The 16,212-nt window shown below is 55.1% G+C and carries 17 protein-coding genes; 7 read left to right on the forward strand and 10 right to left on the reverse strand.

Annotated elements, in window-relative coordinates; translation table 11 throughout:
• Window positions 1-9 precede the first annotated feature (9 nt).
• The 4 genes from G549_RS0109910 to G549_RS0109925 all read right to left on the reverse strand — a co-directional run bounded on the left by G549_RS0109910 (window position 10) and on the right by G549_RS0109925 (window position 3,517).
• On the reverse strand, window positions 10-1,404 hold the full coding sequence (locus G549_RS0109910) for an L-serine ammonia-lyase (protein WP_027834903.1): 1,395 nt from the start codon (window positions 1,402-1,404) through the stop codon (window positions 10-12).
• A gap of 145 nt (window positions 1,405-1,549) precedes the next feature.
• Complete coding sequence (locus G549_RS0109915; RefSeq protein ID WP_027834904.1) at window positions 1,550-2,587, reverse strand: permease; 1,038 nt, start codon at window positions 2,585-2,587, stop codon at window positions 1,550-1,552.
• Window positions 2,580-2,924 (reverse strand): ArsR/SmtB family transcription factor, encoded by a 345-nt coding sequence (locus tag G549_RS0109920; protein WP_036221840.1) that lies wholly within the window; start codon window positions 2,922-2,924, stop codon window positions 2,580-2,582. Before G549_RS0109920 ends, G549_RS0109915 begins: the two co-directional genes overlap by 8 nt.
• A gap of 167 nt (window positions 2,925-3,091) precedes the next feature.
• Window positions 3,092-3,517: a hypothetical protein gene (locus G549_RS0109925; protein WP_027834906.1), complete on the reverse strand. Its 426-nt coding sequence runs from the start codon at window positions 3,515-3,517 to the stop codon at window positions 3,092-3,094.
• A gap of 183 nt (window positions 3,518-3,700) precedes the next feature.
• Between G549_RS0109925 and G549_RS0109930 the strand changes: the two genes are divergently transcribed.
• On the forward strand, window positions 3,701-5,416 hold the full coding sequence (locus G549_RS0109930) for an ABC transporter ATP-binding protein (protein ID WP_027834907.1): 1,716 nt from the start codon (window positions 3,701-3,703) through the stop codon (window positions 5,414-5,416).
• A 9-nt stretch (window positions 5,417-5,425) separates the two neighbouring features.
• On the opposite strand, the gene G549_RS0109935 is transcribed toward G549_RS0109930, so the two are convergent.
• Both G549_RS0109935 and G549_RS0109940 read right to left on the reverse strand, forming a co-directional pair.
• Window positions 5,426-6,349 carry a cation diffusion facilitator family transporter gene (locus tag G549_RS0109935; RefSeq protein ID WP_027834908.1) on the reverse strand — a complete coding sequence of 308 codons (924 nt, stop codon included), beginning with the start codon at window positions 6,347-6,349 and terminating at the stop codon, window positions 5,426-5,428.
• Between the two features lie 14 nt (window positions 6,350-6,363).
• Complete coding sequence (locus G549_RS0109940; protein WP_027834909.1) at window positions 6,364-8,517, reverse strand: heavy metal translocating P-type ATPase; 2,154 nt, start codon at window positions 8,515-8,517, stop codon at window positions 6,364-6,366.
• Between the two features lie 231 nt (window positions 8,518-8,748).
• Between G549_RS0109940 and G549_RS0109945 the strand changes: the two genes are divergently transcribed.
• From G549_RS0109945 to G549_RS0109960, 4 genes are read left to right on the forward strand one after another with little or no spacing between them, the layout of a single operon-like run.
• The gene (locus G549_RS0109945; protein WP_027834910.1) at window positions 8,749-9,639 is read left to right on the forward strand and encodes a siderophore ABC transporter substrate-binding protein; all 891 of its coding nucleotides are present in this window, start codon (window positions 8,749-8,751) and stop codon (window positions 9,637-9,639) included.
• 29 nt (window positions 9,640-9,668) lie between these two features.
• Window positions 9,669-10,604 carry an ABC transporter permease gene (locus G549_RS0109950; RefSeq protein WP_246778365.1) on the forward strand — a complete coding sequence of 312 codons (936 nt, stop codon included), beginning with the start codon at window positions 9,669-9,671 and terminating at the stop codon, window positions 10,602-10,604.
• Complete coding sequence (locus G549_RS0109955) at window positions 10,594-11,538, forward strand: iron chelate uptake ABC transporter family permease subunit (protein ID WP_051213599.1); 945 nt, start codon at window positions 10,594-10,596, stop codon at window positions 11,536-11,538. Before G549_RS0109950 ends, G549_RS0109955 begins: the two co-directional genes overlap by 11 nt.
• The gene (locus tag G549_RS0109960; protein WP_027834913.1) at window positions 11,535-12,086 is read left to right on the forward strand and encodes an ATP-binding cassette domain-containing protein; all 552 of its coding nucleotides are present in this window, start codon (window positions 11,535-11,537) and stop codon (window positions 12,084-12,086) included. The genes G549_RS0109955 and G549_RS0109960 overlap by 4 nt, the downstream gene beginning before the upstream one ends.
• Before the next feature lie 33 nt (window positions 12,087-12,119).
• On the opposite strand, the gene G549_RS0109965 is transcribed toward G549_RS0109960, so the two are convergent.
• Complete coding sequence (locus G549_RS0109965) at window positions 12,120-13,481, reverse strand: S41 family peptidase (protein ID WP_027834914.1); 1,362 nt, start codon at window positions 13,479-13,481, stop codon at window positions 12,120-12,122.
• A 159-nt stretch (window positions 13,482-13,640) separates the two neighbouring features.
• Window positions 13,641-14,054: an alternative ribosome rescue aminoacyl-tRNA hydrolase ArfB gene (gene arfB / locus G549_RS0109970; protein ID WP_027834915.1), complete on the reverse strand. Its 414-nt coding sequence runs from the start codon at window positions 14,052-14,054 to the stop codon at window positions 13,641-13,643.
• Window positions 14,055-14,129: 75 nt separating this feature from the next.
• Between arfB and G549_RS21350 the strand changes: the two genes are divergently transcribed.
• Window positions 14,130-14,843, forward strand: coding sequence for an SDR family oxidoreductase (locus G549_RS21350; protein ID WP_027834916.1), 714 nt, complete (start codon window positions 14,130-14,132; stop codon window positions 14,841-14,843).
• A 6-nt stretch (window positions 14,844-14,849) separates the two neighbouring features.
• Here the strand turns inward: G549_RS21350 and G549_RS0109980 are convergent, their stop codons facing one another.
• On the reverse strand, window positions 14,850-15,257 hold the full coding sequence (locus tag G549_RS0109980) for a VOC family protein (RefSeq protein ID WP_027834917.1): 408 nt from the start codon (window positions 15,255-15,257) through the stop codon (window positions 14,850-14,852).
• Window positions 15,258-15,266: 9 nt separating this feature from the next.
• Window positions 15,267-15,635 carry a VOC family protein gene (locus G549_RS0109985; protein WP_027834918.1) on the reverse strand — a complete coding sequence of 123 codons (369 nt, stop codon included), beginning with the start codon at window positions 15,633-15,635 and terminating at the stop codon, window positions 15,267-15,269.
• A 39-nt stretch (window positions 15,636-15,674) separates the two neighbouring features.
• Here G549_RS0109985 and G549_RS0109990 point away from each other — a divergent pair, with 39 nt between their 5' ends.
• Complete coding sequence (locus tag G549_RS0109990; RefSeq protein ID WP_027834919.1) at window positions 15,675-16,211, forward strand: winged helix-turn-helix transcriptional regulator; 537 nt, start codon at window positions 15,675-15,677, stop codon at window positions 16,209-16,211.
• The last annotated feature ends 1 nt before the right edge of the window (window position 16,212 follow it).

Genomic DNA, 16,212 nt, shown 5'->3' on the forward strand with positions numbered 1-16,212 from the left:
CCCTTCATTTTAACACGCCGTATAGTTTACGGAGAGGCCGCCAAGGGACGTTTCCTTATAGCGGTTGTCCATATCTTTGCCGGTCTCGTACATGGTTTTGATGCACGCATCGAGCGAGATCACATGCACGCCGTCGCCATTGAGCGCCAGCGACGCGGCGGCAACTGCCTTAATGGCGCCAAGGCCATTACGCTCGATACAGGGCACCTGCACCAACCCGTTGACCGGATCGCAGGTCATGCCCAAATGATGTTCCAAGGCAATCTCAGAGGCATTTTCGATCTGCTCATTGGTACCGCCCAAAACGGCACAAAGCGCCGCTGCCGCCATGGCGGAAGCAGAACCCACTTCACCCTGACAGCCAACTTCCGCCCCCGAAATGGAGGCGTTGTGCTTGATCAAGCCGCCAATGGCCGCGCCCGCCAATAGCATCTCAAAGACTTTCTTTTGCGTCGCACCGGGCACATGATCCACATAATATTTGATGACTGCCGGAAATACGCCCGCCGCCCCATTGGTCGGCGAGGTGACAACCTGCCCCCCCGCGGCGTTTTCTTCATTCACCGCCATGGCGTAAAGCGAAATCCAATCATTGATGGCGTGTGGCATTTGCAAATTGGTGCCGCGCTCATCCAGCAATTTGCGTTTCACCCCTGCCGCACGCCGCCGCACCTTCAATCCGCCGGGCAAAATACCATCTGAACCAAGGCCACGATCAATACAATTGTCCATCACTTCCCAGAGCTTTTTCAACCCGATCTCAAGATCGGTCTCGCTCATATGCGACAGCTCATTGGCGCGCTTCATTTCAACAATGCTTTTGCCGCTCTTCTTGCCCATCTCCAGCATCTGATCGGCATTTTTAAATGGATACGGTACGGACACCACATCAGTGACGGGCAATTGCTCAGAGGATTCATATTCATCCTGGGTCATGACAAAGCCACCACCTATCGACAAATAGGTCTGGCTATAGCGCACCTCGCCCGCCTCATCCCGCAGGCTCAACACCATCGTGTTCGGATGGGCCAAATCCTGGCTGTCATAGTCAAAGACAATGGCATTGTCGCCCTCAAGGCCGATCTTAAACCCGGATACAGGTTCAATCATCTTGCCGATGCGCAGCAATTCCAGCTTGTCTTCCGCCTCGTCGCGATCAAATGTTTCTGGCGAAAAACCCAGCAGCCCAAACAGCACAGCTTGATCCGTCGCGTGGCCCTTGCCTGTAAACGCGAGTGAACCTTGCAACTGGCATTCAATGTGGCAATGATCGCCGCGATCAAAGCGGCCTTTGTTTTTGATAAGATGTTCCAAGAACTGATTGGCGGCAACCATGGGTCCCATCGTGTGCGATGAAGACGGGCCAATCGAGACTTTAAAAACGTCGAAGACGCTTACAAACATTTCAACTCTTCCCTAGCATATCGCAATACTCAAAATTGCTATGCAATCTTGGATGCATTTGTTTTGCTATAGGAGTAACGTTGAAAAGGAGGCAGTGCAAAGAAAATTACACCGCCTCCAAATATACTTTCGTTGAGGGACGAACTTAACCGCCCACAAGCATCTGATAGATAGTGCCGAACAAGATCGCACCGCCAATGCCAAGGCCCAGATAAAGAGCAAAAATCTGCTTTTTCACCAGCGAAAAGACCGCGGTCATGGCCGGGATAGAGCTCACAGACCCGGCGATCATAAAGCTCATCGCCGCGCCAACGCTCATGCCTTGATCCAGCAAGCCATTCACCAGCGGCACCGCGGCATAGGAGTTGAGGTAAGCAGGGGCACCCACAAGGGCGGCCAAACCGATGGGCAAAATGCCCTCGCCGCCAACAAATTGCGCCACCAAAGAGGCCGGCACATAGGTGACCAGCAAGGCTTCAAGCACATAGGCAAAGGCCAACCATTTGCCCAAAAATTTGAGGTTATTCAGGCTTTCGGTCTTGAACACATCCACGCGTGGTGCCTCTTGCCAGAATGTCCATTTGGGTGTGCTGGAAAATTTCGATGCGCCGCATGTTGATTTGCGATAGCTCGGCTTGAGCGGATCAGCCAACGCGCCACGCTTGCCGATAAATTTGAGACCAAAGCCCCCGAGCAACCCAAGCGAAATCGCAAACACGGCTTTGGAAATCGCAAACTCCCAACCCAGAACAGACCCAGTGATGACGAAGGTGGGCGGGTCAATCAAAGGGGACGACAGCCAAAAGGCCATAACTGCCGAAATTGGGGCACCCACGGTCAACAAGCCAGCGATAAAGGGGATCACCTGACATGAACAAAAGGGTGCCAACCCGCCCACCAAAGCGGCCATAAAAATCATTTGCACTTCACGCCCCTCAAAGGCCTTGCCAATAACGCCTTCAGCGCCAGTGGCTTTGAGGTAGCCAATCAGCAGAACCGCCACCATCAAAAACGGCAAGGTGGACAAAAAGGCTTCAATGGCGAACCGCACGATGGGGCCGAAGTTGGCCCAATCGAGCACGGCCACCAGCGCCAGAATGATCGCGATCATTATCGGCACTTGCGTGAAAAACTTAAAGATATTGCCGGGGGTGACCGGCTGACGTGCTGAAATATCAGACATTGCTTTTTTCCTTTGAAGCAGCAGCCAAACTTGGTTCGGTAAGGCACGCATCGGCGCAGCATTGATCAACAATGAAGCTACCCACATGGCCCAAAAAGTCGAAATTGGCGCGATTGACGATGGTTCGGCCCTGCTTTTCCTGATCAATCAGACCCGCCGCCGCCATAAATTTAAGATGATGATTTAGCGTGGAGGCGGGAATGCCCGTGCGCGATTGAATATCACCTACCAACAGCCCGGCATCACCTGCACGCGCCAAACAGAGCAACACTTGCAACCGGGGTTCCGACCCCATGGCCGAAAAGGCTTGCGCCGCGCGTTCAATTTCAACAGTCATGGTCTTTATCCATTTCAATTAATATTTCTATATTTCTATATTTCTAGATATATCGAAATATTAGAGATGTCAATGGCAGTGGAAAATGAAATGCGTTGGGAAAAATTGGAATGACAGAAACTCTACCGCCCGTGAAAGCGCTTCCAGACATTGCCATTTGTCAAAGCTTAATCATCGTCACGAGGTATTGCTGAATATCCTATATCGGAGATTCTTTCCGTCTCGTCTGGCGGCAGACCTCTCCACTTATCTTGGCGGCTATCGCCAAAGGAAAATATCGGCAGAAACAGAAATGCGAAGCCCGCAATCCATATGTAGAGACGCGCAAAATCAGGCCCAGTCAGCGCCGCAACAATAAAGAGCGCCAGCAAGATTACATCTACAACCCAGTCTTTCTTGATTTTTTTCATCCACCTAGCCGCCAAAATTATTAGGCCAAGCACACTGCACCCCAACAAATACATCGCCGGCGCAATATGGGTTGGATATTGTAAAGGAAAGAACACCTCGAAATACAACGCGCTCCCCGCCCAAACACAGATTGCAGACGCCGCCATTAAGATGAGCGACAGCAATTGGTGGCGAATATGCATAAAATCAATCCTAAATAGTGTTTTATCTAAATAGACCCTCGATAATTTTGCCACAGCTCAGAATTAATCGCTAGCTTGAGCAACAAAAAGATCGCGCCTCATTGCCATCCAGCCCAATAGCTGAAATTCTGTGCGGCTCTCCTGAGCACAATCCTGTTCGATATCAGCCTTTGGCCTTGCACAATGTTACGTCGTTTTTTTAGCTATTATGCGCCCTATAAGGGTTTGTTTTTCCTCGATTTTGGCTGCGCCGTGCTTGCGGGCCTGTTGGAGCTGGGCTTCCCCGTGGCTGTCCAAGCCTTTGTGGATCAGCTCTTGCCCAGCCAAAACTGGACGCTGATTTTCGGCGCCGCGGCGCTGCTCCTGCTCATCTATTCCGTGAATACCGGGCTGATGGGCGTGGTGAACTATTGGGGGCACGCTTTGGGCATTTCCATCGAGACGGACATGCGGCGGCAAGCGTTCGACCATATCCAAAAGCTCAGCTTCAGCTATTTCGACAATCATAAAACTGGCAACCTGATCACCAACGTCACCAAAGATTTGGAAGAGGTGGGCGAAATTGCTCACCACGGCCCGGAAGATTTGTTTATCGCCATCATGACCTTTGTCGGCGCCTTTGCGCTGATGTTTATGGTGCATTGGAAACTGGCGTTGATTTCCGTGTTTGTGGTGCCGATCATGACGTGGACAATTGGCCATTATGGCACCCGCATGACGCAAAATATGCGCACACTGTTTCGGCAAGTGGGCGACTTTAACACCCGCATCGCAGAAAGCGTTGGCGGCGTGCGCGTGGTGAAAGCGTTTGCCAATGAGGACCATGAGCAAAAGCTGTTTGAACACAATAACGAAAATTATCGCAGCACGAAGCTGAGTGCCTATCGCTATATGACAGCGAGCATCGCCCTCACCTATTTCAACACACGCTTTATCATCGTGCTGACCATGCTGGCAGGCACCTATTTCGTGACCATTGGCGAGTTGAGCTATGGCGGTTTTGTCAGCTTTTTGCTGCTGGTGAACCTGTTCTTCCGCCCGATTGATAAGATCACATCGGTGCTGGAAAGCTACCCAAAAGGCATTGCAGGGTTCCGCCGCTTTACCGAACTGATCGATACGCGCCCCGACATCGCCGACCGCCCCGATGCCAAAGAGCTGGGCCACGTCAAAGGTGACATCGCCTACCAAAATATTCGCTTCGGCTATGGCGACGATAAGATTTTCAATGATCTGTCTTTCAACATCAAGGCTGGTGAAACCATCGCTTTTGTTGGCCCCTCCGGCGCAGGCAAAACCACACTCTGCTCGCTGCTCCCCCGCTTTTATGAACTGGACGGTGGTGCCATCACCATTGACGGCATCGACATTCGCGACGTGACGCAAAAATCGCTCCGCGCCCAAATCGGCATTGTGGCGCAAGACGTATTTTTATTCGGCGGCACCATTCGCGAAAACATCGCCTATGGCAAACTGGACGCCAGCGACGACGAGATCATGGAAGCGCTGAACCGCGCTGCCCTCGACACCTATGTGCTGTCTTTACCTGAAGGCTTAGACACCGTTGTGGGCGAACGCGGCGTGAAATTGTCTGGCGGGCAAAAACAACGCTTGGCCATTGCGCGGATCTTTTTGAAAAATCCACCCATTCTGGTGCTGGACGAGGCCACATCCGCTCTGGACACGGCCACAGAAGTTGCCATTCAAAACGCGCTGAATGAGCTATCGAAAGGCCGCACCACGCTGGTGGTCGCCCACCGCTTGGCCACCATCCGCAATGCAGATCGGATCATGGTGGTCAGCAATAACCAGATCGTTGAGCAAGGCAGCCACGAAGAGCTGTTGGCGAAACGGGGTGCCTATGCGGAGTTGCATTTCGCGCAATTTGGGGCCGGATAGCGGGGCAATTTACGCCCCCGCGTCCTGATGCCCGATCAATTGCGGATCGGTGCAGGGTTCGTTGTGGGCTTCGATTTCCAGCGTGACATGAACGATGTCGAATTGATCGTGAAGTTGTTTTTTGAGGGCATCGCGCACCCAACCAGCGGCCTCCACATCATTGATATCCAGCACCAGATGCACGCTCAATGCGCTTTGATGTTCCTGCATCCGCCAGAAATGCACATGATGCACATCACGGACCCCGTCCGCGTTGCGCATCAGTTCAATCACGGCATCAAGATCAACCTCCTCCGGTGCGCCCAGCATCAAAATGCGGATCACGCCGCCAATTTCGGCAAAGCTCTGCCACAAAATATAGCCCGCAATCAAAAGCGTCACCGCTGGGTCAATCAGCCGCCAGTCATATAAAAGGATCAGTGTGCCCGCAAAGATCACCGCGACAGAACCAAGCGCGTCGGCCACATTGTGCAGGAAGGCGGCGCGAATATTTACGCTGGTTTTTGACAGGGCAAAAGTGAGCAAGGCGGTGATGACATCCACCACCAGCGCGATGCCGGCAATGATCACAATCAACCAGCCATCCACCGGCTGCGGATCAAAAAACCGCATCACCGCTTCATAGGCGAGATAAAGGCCAATCACGATCAAAGTGGTGTAATTGATCAGCGCTGCCACCACTTCTGCCCGGCCATAACCAAACGTCATGCTTTTATCGGCTGGGCGGCGGGCGATCTTACGCGCCACAAAGGCGATGATCAGCGAAATCGCATCGGAAAAATTGTGCAGCGCATCGGCAATCAACGCCAAACTGCCCGCAAAAATGCCCCCAACAATCTGGGCCACGGTCAACCCCATATTGACCAGAATGGCCCACAAAACCTTCGCGTCCCCATCATTCGGGTCCACGTGATGATGGTGGTGATGCCCCATAATCCTACTCCAGATTACTTGGTGCGCTCGGGCCGATAGCCGAGCAACCGCAACGCATTGAGGGTGACCAAAACCGTGGCCCCTGTATCGGCCAAAATGGCGATCCAAAGTCCCGTAAAGCCGAAAATGGTGGTCACCAAGAACACCGCTTTAAGCCCCAGCGCAATGGTCACATTTTGCTTGATATTGGCCATGGTGGCGCGGGCAAGGCGAATTTTCCCTGGCACATCGATCACCCTGTCCCGCAGGATCGCGCCATCTGCTGTTTCCAATGCCACATCCGTGCCGGACCCCATGGCAACACCCACATGTGCTTGCTTGAGCGCGGGCGCATCATTGATGCCATCGCCCACCATCATCACCAGATCATTTTGGGTGAGGCGCTTAATCTCCTCAAGTTTGTCTTGCGGCAACATTTCTGCGCGATAGTCCATGCCGAGATCACCCGCAATGGCGGCAGCCGTGCGCGGATTATCGCCTGTGAGCATCACCGAAGTAATGCCCATTTGCTTGAGCTGATCGATGGCCGTTTGGGCATCGGCGCGGGGTTCATCCCGCAAACCAATCAGCCCAAGCGCATTGCCGTCGCGGTAAACCGCAACCACAGTTTTTCCCGCCGCCTCAATTTCCGCGGCCATTTCCAATTGTTCGGCGGAGAGCACCCCTTCATCAGCAGCAAATTTGGGGCTGGTGACAAAGGCAAATGCACCCTCCACTTGCGCCTTCACGCCCTTGCCTGCCAAAGCCTGTTCCTGACTGGACCGTGCAATGGCCAAGCCCTGCGCCTTGGTGTGGTTCACAATTGCTTCCGCCAACGGATGGCTTGAGCTTTGTTCCACCGCCGCAGCAAGGCGCAACAATTCGTCCTCGCTGGCGCCCAAACTGACAATATCGGTGATCTCCGGGCGGCCATGAGTTAGCGTGCCGGTTTTATCAAACGCCACCCGCGTGACTTTGGCAGCAGCCTCGATCACCGCGCCGCCCTTCATCAACAAGCCGCGCTTTGCCCCTGTGGCCAATGCCGAAGCAATGGACGCAGGAACCGAAATCACGAGGGCGCACGGACAGCCGATCAACAACAGCGCCAGGCCACGATAAATCCATGTGCCCCAATCTTGCGCGAAGGCCAATGGCGGCACCAGCACGACGAGCACCGCAACGCCAATAATGGCGGGCATATAATAGCGCGAAAATCGATCAATAAAACGCTCTGTCGGCGCACGGGCGCTTTCTGCCTCCTGCACCAATTGAATAATGCGGGCAATGGTATTTTCTTCCGGGTCTTTGGTGACCTTCACCCGTAAAGTCGACTCAGTGTTGATGGCCCCGGCAAACACATCGTCGCCGGGCCCTTTGGCGCGCGGCACGCTTTCCCCGGTGACCGGACTTTCATCAATGCCGCTATGACCCTCTGCGATCTGGCCATCCGCAGGCAATCGATCGCCGGGACGCACAATCACCACTTGGCCGATCCGCAGATTGGCGGCAGGCACTTGGCGCGGCCCGCTATCGGTTTCCAACAATGCGGTTTTGGGCACCAAATTGGCCAAGGCCTTGATGCCTTCGCGGGCCCGATTGGCGGCCACACCCTCCAGCAATTCGCCAACAGCAAATAAGAAGACCACCAAAGCAGCTTCTTCCGCTGCATTGATAAACAAGGCGCCTGTGGCGGCGATACTCATCAACATCTCAATAGTGAAGAACTGACCGCTTTGCGCCATGGCCAGCGCCCGCCGCGCAATCGGGAACAGTCCGACCACGCAGGCAACAATAAAAGCCCAATGGCCAATTTCCGACCCGGTCGTCAAACTGATGATCCATGCTGCAGCAAGCAACAAGCCGGTGCCAACCACCAGCTTGCCCTTGGGCGACTGATACCATTTCGGTTGCGGCGCAGGGGGACGAACGCCTGCATCTAAATCATTATGACCGTCGTCGACATCGGCCGCCTGCACGCCAAAACCGAGTTTTTGGATTGTTTTCTCAATGTCACCACGCGGCGTTTGCGCTTCATCCAATGTCAGGCGCAATCGCTCATTCATCAGCGCGACATCAACCTCTTCAACGCCGGGCAAACGATCTAAAGCCGTTTTGATTTTATTGGCGCAAGACCCGCAATCCATGCCGGTTACAGTCCATTCGCACACTTCATTTTTGACGCGGTCCATATAGCTTTTCCATCTCGTTCGCCGATGAGTCGCTGATAAAGATAGGACCTCAAGTGACTAGAGATTCAAGCCCTTATTTCAAAATTATTTCCACAGCCGAAAACCTCGCCTGCACAAAATTCACATAACAGGACTTAAAAACTCATATTAAATATGGACTCCTGTTTTAATATGAGTTATCCGCTCCACTTAAAGGTCGCACCACCCACTTATCCGTTCTGGAGAAAACAAATGCTACGCTCTTTTCTTGTTGCCGCCTCCCTGTTGGCAACGCCTGCATTCGCCGAAACTGTGACCGTTGAAACCTATAAAGGCGACGTCGAAATTCCCGCCAACCCCGCAAAGATCGCTGTTTATGATGTGTCGGCCCTCGACACGCTGAACGCCCTTGGCGTCAAAGCCGATGGGGTGTTGACCCCGTATTATGTGTCCTATCTGGATGGCGCGGTTGAAGGCGCGGAACCCGTCGGATCTTTCTTTGAGCCAGACTTTGAAGCGCTGGCGGCGCTTGATGTGGATCTGGTGGTCGCCGGTGGCCGCTCTTCCACCCATGTGGACGCGTTCAACAAAATCGCCCCCACCATCGATATGACCATCTGGGAAGATACCGTGGGCCAAGGGCTAGACCGGTTGGCCGCCTATGGCGAGATTTTCGACAAGCAGGACAAAGCCGCTGAACTGGCTGAAGCCTTCAAAGCCAAACTGGACGAGACCAAGGCGCTGCTTGACGGCGAGGGCAAAGCCCTGATCCTGATGACCAATGGCCCAAAAGTGTCCGCCTATGGCGCCAGTGGTCGTTTTGGCTGGTTGCACACCAATCTCGATCTGGAAGAAGCTGCCAAGGATGTGGAGCAATCCACTCATGGCGAAGCCGCCAGCTTTGAATTTATCAAAGACACCAACCCCGACATTTTGATCGTGATCGACCGTTTGGCCGCGATTGGGCAGGATGGCGAGAGCGCCAAAGCCACATTGGACAACCCGCTGGTGCATGAAACCAATGCCTGGAAAAACGGCCAGGTGGTCTATCTCTCCTCCGCCCCGCTTTACATTGCAGGCGGTGGCATCCAGTCCATGAACATCATTCTGGACGATATCCAAGCCACCTTTAAAGGCGAGTAAGCCAAATGAAACGGGGGGCGACCATACTCATGGCCCTTTTGGTGCTGTTGGGCGTCGCCACCCTTTCGCTTTTTGTCGGGGTGATCGATCTTCACCCGAAGCAGCTGCTGAACCCGGCGGAGCTGGAGCTGCTGATGATCAGCCGCCTGCCCCGCACTTTGGCCGTGTTGATCACCGGCAGCGCCTTGGCGGTGTGCGGCACCATCATGCAACTTCTGGTGCGCAACCGGTTTGTGGAGCCGATGACAGCGGGCACGGGCCAAGGCGCGATGCTGGGCATTTTGATCGCCATTCTCTATTTCCCCACCACACCGCTGATCGCGCAAATCTCCATCGCCGCCGCCACGGCGCTGGTCTCCAGCATCGGCCTGATGCTGATCGTCACCAGACTGCCCGCGAGCAAACCGCTTTACATTGCACTGGTCGGGTTGATCTATGGCGATATTATCGGCGCGGGCGTCACCTTTGTCGCCTATCAGGCGGACCTGCTGCAATATATTGAAATCTGGACCACAGGCGAGTTTTCCGGCGTGTTGCAGGGGCGCTATGAAACCTTATGGGTCGCGGCCATCGTTGCGCTGCTCGCTTATCTGATCGCCGATCAATTTGCCATTGTCGGTATGGGCCGCACCACGGCCATCAGCCTCGGGCTGAACTATAATCAAGTGGTGGTGCTGGGGCTGATCACCATTTCTATCGTCACGGCATTGACCGTGGTCACCGTGGGCATGATTCCCTTTGTCGGGCTGGTGATCCCCAATATTGTCTCCCGCCTTTATGGCGACAATGCACGGCGCACCCTGCCCATCACCGCCTTTTTCGGCGCCAGCCTGGTGCTGGTCTGCGACATTATCGGGCGGCTGGTGCGCTATCCGTTTGAGATTCCAGTGGGCACCATTATGGGTGTGGTCGGGGCGCTGATCTTTTTGTGGATTCTCTATGGGCGGGGACGCCATGCCCGTTAAACGTCTTTCGCTTTTGGCCCTGTTGCTCGCCCTCGCCATGATCGCGTACATGACCATCGGGTCGCGCGGCAATTGGGACTTTGTGCTCGCGTTCCGTGGGGCAAAATTGCTGGCGATTATCGCCGTGGGCGTGGCCGTTTCCACCTCCACCATGCTGTTTCAAACCATCGCGCAAAACCGTATCCTCACCCCCTCCATCATGGGCTTTGACGCGCTTTATGTACTGATCATCACCATGATGGTGTTCTTTGTCGGCGGTCAGGGCATGCTGTCGCTCGGTCCCTATGGCCTGTTCGCCCTGAACACATTGTTGCTTCTGCTCGCCGCATTTCTGCTGTTCGGCACGCTGATCTTCGAACATGGGCGCGACCTGACCCGGATGATTTTGACCGGGGTGATTTTGGGCACCCTGTTCCGCTCACTCACCAGCTTTGCCACCCGCATGATCGACCCGAATGAATATGCCCATATTCAGATCGCCTCCTATGCCAGCTTCAACAGTTTTGATATGGAGCTGCTCTATATCGGCGTCGCGATCATTATCGCCTGCCTAGCCTTTGTCTGGACGATCCGCCACCGGTTGGATGTGATTTCTCTCGGCTATGATGTGGCGATCAATCTGGGAGAAAATGTACGGGCCGTGCAATTGCTGGCGCTGGCGGTGATCGCCATTCTGGTGTCCGTCTCCACTGCGCTTGTTGGGCCGGTGGCCTTTTTGGGGCTGCTGGTGGTCTCCATCGCCCATCTGGTCACCCCAAGCCCTTATCATTCGACGCTGTTGCTCAGCTCCGCCCTGATCTCCTGCCTCATTCTGGTGGGCGGGCAAACCCTTATGGAACGGGTGCTGCAGATGAGCACCCCACTTGCCGTCATCATCGATTTTGTCGGCGGCCTCATCTTTTTGCTGCTATTATTGCAAAGGTTGAAAAAATGATTTCAGTGCAGAACCTCACCCATCAATTGGGCCAGCAAACCATTCTGAATGAGTTGAGCCTGATCATTCCCAAGGGAAAAGTGACGGCGCTGGTGGGCGCCAACGGGGCGGGCAAATCCACCCTCTTGTCGCTGATCGCCCGGCTGATGAAACTGCAAAAAGGCCAGATCGTGATCGACAATATGAGCGTGGGCGACACGCTATCCGGTGGCCAGCGCCAACGCGCCTATGTGGCCATGACCTATGCGCAGAACACTGATTATATGCTGCTGGATGAGCCGCTGAACAATATGGATATTGCCGCCTCCCGCGCGCTGATGCGGGTGCTGCGCGATCTGTGCGAACATCATGGCCGCACTATCGTGATCGTATTGCACGACATCAATTATGCCAGCGCCTATACCGACAACGTGGTGGCCTTGGCTGAGGGAAAGATCGACCAACAGGGCACGCCGCTAGACGTTGTCACCAGCGCCTTCTTGCAACGCATCTATGGCACGGCTGCCAAGGTGCATATTCTCGACAATCGGCCCTTTGTGCAGGTGTAAAAAATGCGGCGCCGTAGCGCCGCATCCTGAAATCTATTCGCCAGCCAATTGCTTGATCTTGGCCAGCACCGGATCAGTCTCGCCGCTGGCGTAAGACGCGCCAAGAGGCACTTTAATATCCACCGGCACCCCGACCGCTTCATATTGCACACCATCCGCTGACAAATATTGCTCATTGGACAGGGTGGCGATCCAGCCATTGGGCAGAACAGCAAAGAACTGGTCGGACAACATGCCATTGGTGGGCTCACCCACAAGCTGCACCTGATCCAGCTGCGCCATGGCCAAGGCAAAGGTTTCCGCCGCGCTGATGGTCAGCCCGCTGGTAAGCACATAGATATCTCCTGCAAAAGGCGTGTCGGTTTGCGGCTCAATCGCAATATCGCTCAATTCGATATATTCGCCCCGGTGCCAGACATTTTTCTCAAAAACTTTTTGCACCTGGCTGGTGAAATGGCCCGCAACCACCAGCCCGGCGGTATCGTGCCCGCCCAGATTGGCCCGCACGTCAATCACCAGTGTCTTTTTATCCTGATGGCGCTGCAAGATCTTGTCCACGGCATCGCTCAGACTGGCAAACCCGCCGGCTTCGTCCTCCAGCCCCTCAAAGCTGTTGATCCGCAAATAGCCGATCTGCGGGGTCAGATCACCACTGACCAGAATATCGTTCGCGTGATGCTCAATATTGCTCAGTTGAGCGTCAGGTTGCTGCGCCAACACCGGTACATCCTCTTCCTCAAGGTCAGCGGCCCATTCGGGCTTTTGCACCGCGGTGAAATAGCCCACCGGCGAAATTAAAGAGACATGCCCGTCATCAAAGGGCGCCAGCATCGACTGCAAAATGCCGAACAGGGCTTGGTCGTCAGCATCGGCGGTGACTTGCGGCCGATAAGTGTCATAGGCCTGCTGCCAATCCACCTGCCGGGCATCAAAAAAGGCAAAGTTTTCATCAAAATAGTGCCACAATGTCTCAAAGGTCGCATCAGGCGTACCCTCGGTTAGGGTGGCGCAGTGGGCGGGCAAAGCGGAGCGCCGCTCGGCCAGCACCGGGTTCAGTTTGCCCAGCTCAAAGGCCAGCTTATCCCCCTGCAGATGCAGTTCAAAATCACTGGCGCCCATCATCGCGCCAACGCCGGGCATGGTGGCCTGCTGCAGGGTGATCGCATCATCGCGATAATCGATGCCGCCCACCTCAATCATGTTTACACAGGTCTCATCAGTGACCTGATAGATGCGGGCTTTTTCCGGCCCCAGATCATACCAAAGGCCATAACCGATAGATTGCCAGACGCCGCTGACGGACTGGTCATTTGCTTGAGCTGGCATGCTGAATAAAGCGCAGCCGGTTAGGATTGCAGAAACGGCCAAGCCGCCTCGCAAGGCAATATTTGACATTATAATCTCCAGTTTTGATTGCGGCCGCGCGTAACCGCCCTTTGCAGAAGGGCATCACGCCACGCTCTGCTGCACGGGAGATGGGCATCAACTTGGCAATGTCAAGAAAAAGACCCGCAATGTGCTGGATTTATAGTAAAAGCAGGAACGACTCTGCGCCTATTCGTCTATCTTGCCGCGCAGTTTTTTGACTTCGCCCCGCGCCTTTTTCGCCTCAATCCGGCGCCGCACCGAGGCACGAGTCGGTCGGGTGGGTACGCGACGTTTTGGCTTTTGTGTGGCTTTCTGGATCAGATCGACCAATCGCTCGCGGGCAATCTCGCGGTTACGGGCCTGCGATCGTGTCTCCTGCACGAAGATCACCACCGCCCCTTCCTGCGTCCAGCGCCGCCCGGCCAGCCGCTTCAACCGCCGCTTAACTGGATCAGGCAAATTTGGCGACCGCTCTGCCTCAAACCGCAATTCCACCGCTGTGCTGACCTTGTTCACATTCTGCCCGCCCGGCCCACTGGCCCGGGTGAACTGCTCAGACAGCTCCCACTCTTCAATTGTGATCTGGTCGTTGATGCGCACGAGGCTTACCTTTGTCGATTTCCCATCACGCAAGAACAAACATATACTGTAAGCAAAAGCAAAGGGAGGTGGACCATGACGGCAAACAAACCAGCAAAAGGCGCGTTGGTGGTGGGCGCCACCGGCGGCATGGGTCAGGCGATTGCCTTGGCCCTGGCCGAACGGCAATATCAGTTGGTGCTGGTGGGGCGCGATGAGAAGGCGCTGGCGGATCTAGCGGACCGCTGCGCCGACCTCGGCGGCACCGCCTTCACCGCCGCGATAGACATTAGCGACACCAGCTCACTGCCTGACAAAATCGAAGCTGAGATCGCCAAACTCGACCAGCTTGAACTGATGGTGCACTGCGCCGGCACTTATGCCGGGGGAACGGCAGACGAAGCTGATCTGGCCGCGTGGGACCACGCGCTCGACACCAATTTTCGGGCCTTTGTGCATATATCCCGCACCGCGTTGCCCGCGATCAACAAGTCGGGCCATGGGGCCGTGATCTGCATTGGCTCGCTCGGCTATGCCGGGCCCGCCATACAGGTGGCCAGCAAGCAGGCGCTGGCGGGATATTGCGAGCGCCTGTTTGAGGATGTGCGCGAATATGGCACCAAAGTGTGCCTAATCCGCCCCGGCTTTGTGAACACAAAATTCGTGAACAGCGCACGGCTGGACCGGGCGAAAATGGTGCAACCTGACGATATTGCCCGCACCATGTTCTATGTTTTGGATATGCCGCCAACCAGCTGCCCCTCAGAGATCAAGCTGCGGCCGCAATTCACGCCCTATAAAAAGGGCTAAGGCGCATCAAGGCAAATCGTAAAGACCCAACTGGTTGCCGAACGGATCGGTGAATTCGCTATAAATCACAATGCCGGGCACTTCGATGGCCTCGCCCACATCAATGCCCCGTTCGGCATATTTGGCCTGGGCCGCGTCCATGTCTTCAACGAGAAACCGCAGCACAGTGCCCGCTTCCGGCATTTTTTCGGCTTCATAAAGCTGCAGCCACATATTTGGCGTGGCCCGCAACTCGACAATGCCGGGGGCGGGCTCCATCACCTCGGAGTCCGGGCCGAGAAAATCACCGTACCACGCCTTCGCCTCAGCCAGTGAGGTGACCGGTACGGCCACTGTGGCCTCGCCAAAACCTTGTGCCCACCCCGGCGCTGAAAGCGCCAATCCGAACATAATCGACAATGCAATTTTACGCATAAGTGCCCCCTAGCTCAGATCTTCGGCCAGCATCAGCGCATTGCCATCAGGATCGTAAAAGGTGGCGGTTTTGACCATGCCTTCGACCACATCGGTTTCGCCATCAAATTTGACGCCAGCGTCTTCCAGTTTCGCCCGTGCCGCATCCAGATCAGCAATGCCAAAAACCGGCACGCAATTGCCCGGCACCGGTTCCATATGCTCGCCCATGCCAATCGTTACGCCCTTGGTGTTGGTCTGCAGCTCTGACCAGCCCGCTTCGTCGGCATGATACATGGTTTCAAAGCCAAGCATGTTTTGGTACCAATCGGCGCTGGCATGACGATCTTTGACCGAAAGCGCGATCGTGATGGTATCGTTTAACGAAATAAGAGACATGAGCTTTTCCTTTGTCTAAAAATATGGTAACTATAAATAATGGACATTAAGCATCTTGTCAACATCACTTCGCGGGCTTGGTCAGTGCCAATTTTGGCGGCGCTGCATGCGGGCGTGGCAGGCCGGCAAGCGCCGCTCATCACCGCGACAGGCGCCGGGCGCACCGCGTTTGCGCAAAGCATGACGCATTTGATCGAGATGGGGCTGTTGGAGCGCAACCCCGGCCATGGCCACCCGCTGCGCCCCGAGTTTAGGCTGACCACACCCGGCAGGATCGGCGCAGAAATCTCTCATCAGATATGGACATTGGCAGGCGAAGAAAATCGCGACCTGTTGCGCAAATCATGGACCCTGCCCGTTCTGGCCATTGTCCACACCCCGCATCATTTTAATGATATTCAGCGCGCCCTTGCGCCGATAACAGACCGTGCCCTCTCCCAAGCCTTAAAGGCACTGGAAGAGCGCAATTGGGTCCACCGGGAGGTCGACCAGGAGGCCCGCCCGCCCCGGCCAATTTACAGCGCCGCCAGCACGGGCGCCGAAATCAGCGCCATCATGGCGCCGCATCTCGCCTAGA

The organism is Maritalea myrionectae DSM 19524 (assembly GCF_000423365.1).
Classification (GTDB): domain Bacteria; phylum Pseudomonadota; class Alphaproteobacteria; order Rhizobiales; family Devosiaceae; genus Maritalea; species Maritalea myrionectae.

Bases quoted from the DNA above. Each gene is read 5' to 3' on its own strand.
- G549_RS0109910 (WP_027834903.1), bottom strand. From the start codon at position 1,404: ATGTTTGTAAGCGTCTTCGACGTTTTTAAAGTCTCGATTGGCCCGTCT.
- G549_RS0109915 (WP_027834904.1), bottom strand. From the start codon at position 2,587: ATGTCTGATATTTCAGCACGTCAGCCGGTCACCCCCGGCAATATCTTT.
- G549_RS0109920 (WP_036221840.1), bottom strand. From the start codon at position 2,924: ATGACTGTTGAAATTGAACGCGCGGCGCAAGCCTTTTCGGCCATGGGG.
- G549_RS0109925 (WP_027834906.1), bottom strand. From the start codon at position 3,517: ATGCATATTCGCCACCAATTGCTGTCGCTCATCTTAATGGCGGCGTCT.
- G549_RS0109930 (WP_027834907.1), top strand. From the start codon at position 3,701: ATGTTACGTCGTTTTTTTAGCTATTATGCGCCCTATAAGGGTTTGTTT.
- G549_RS0109935 (WP_027834908.1), bottom strand. From the start codon at position 6,349: ATGGGGCATCACCACCATCATCACGTGGACCCGAATGATGGGGACGCG.
- G549_RS0109940 (WP_027834909.1), bottom strand. From the start codon at position 8,517: ATGGACCGCGTCAAAAATGAAGTGTGCGAATGGACTGTAACCGGCATG.
- G549_RS0109945 (WP_027834910.1), top strand. From the start codon at position 8,749: ATGCTACGCTCTTTTCTTGTTGCCGCCTCCCTGTTGGCAACGCCTGCA.
- G549_RS0109950 (WP_246778365.1), top strand. From the start codon at position 9,669: ATGGCCCTTTTGGTGCTGTTGGGCGTCGCCACCCTTTCGCTTTTTGTC.
- G549_RS0109955 (WP_051213599.1), top strand. From the start codon at position 10,594: ATGCCCGTTAAACGTCTTTCGCTTTTGGCCCTGTTGCTCGCCCTCGCC.
- G549_RS0109960 (WP_027834913.1), top strand. From the start codon at position 11,535: ATGATTTCAGTGCAGAACCTCACCCATCAATTGGGCCAGCAAACCATT.
- G549_RS0109965 (WP_027834914.1), bottom strand. From the start codon at position 13,481: ATGTCAAATATTGCCTTGCGAGGCGGCTTGGCCGTTTCTGCAATCCTA.
- G549_RS21350 (WP_027834916.1), top strand. From the start codon at position 14,130: ATGACGGCAAACAAACCAGCAAAAGGCGCGTTGGTGGTGGGCGCCACC.
- G549_RS0109980 (WP_027834917.1), bottom strand. From the start codon at position 15,257: ATGCGTAAAATTGCATTGTCGATTATGTTCGGATTGGCGCTTTCAGCG.
- G549_RS0109985 (WP_027834918.1), bottom strand. From the start codon at position 15,635: ATGTCTCTTATTTCGTTAAACGATACCATCACGATCGCGCTTTCGGTC.
- G549_RS0109990 (WP_027834919.1), top strand. From the start codon at position 15,675: ATGGACATTAAGCATCTTGTCAACATCACTTCGCGGGCTTGGTCAGTG.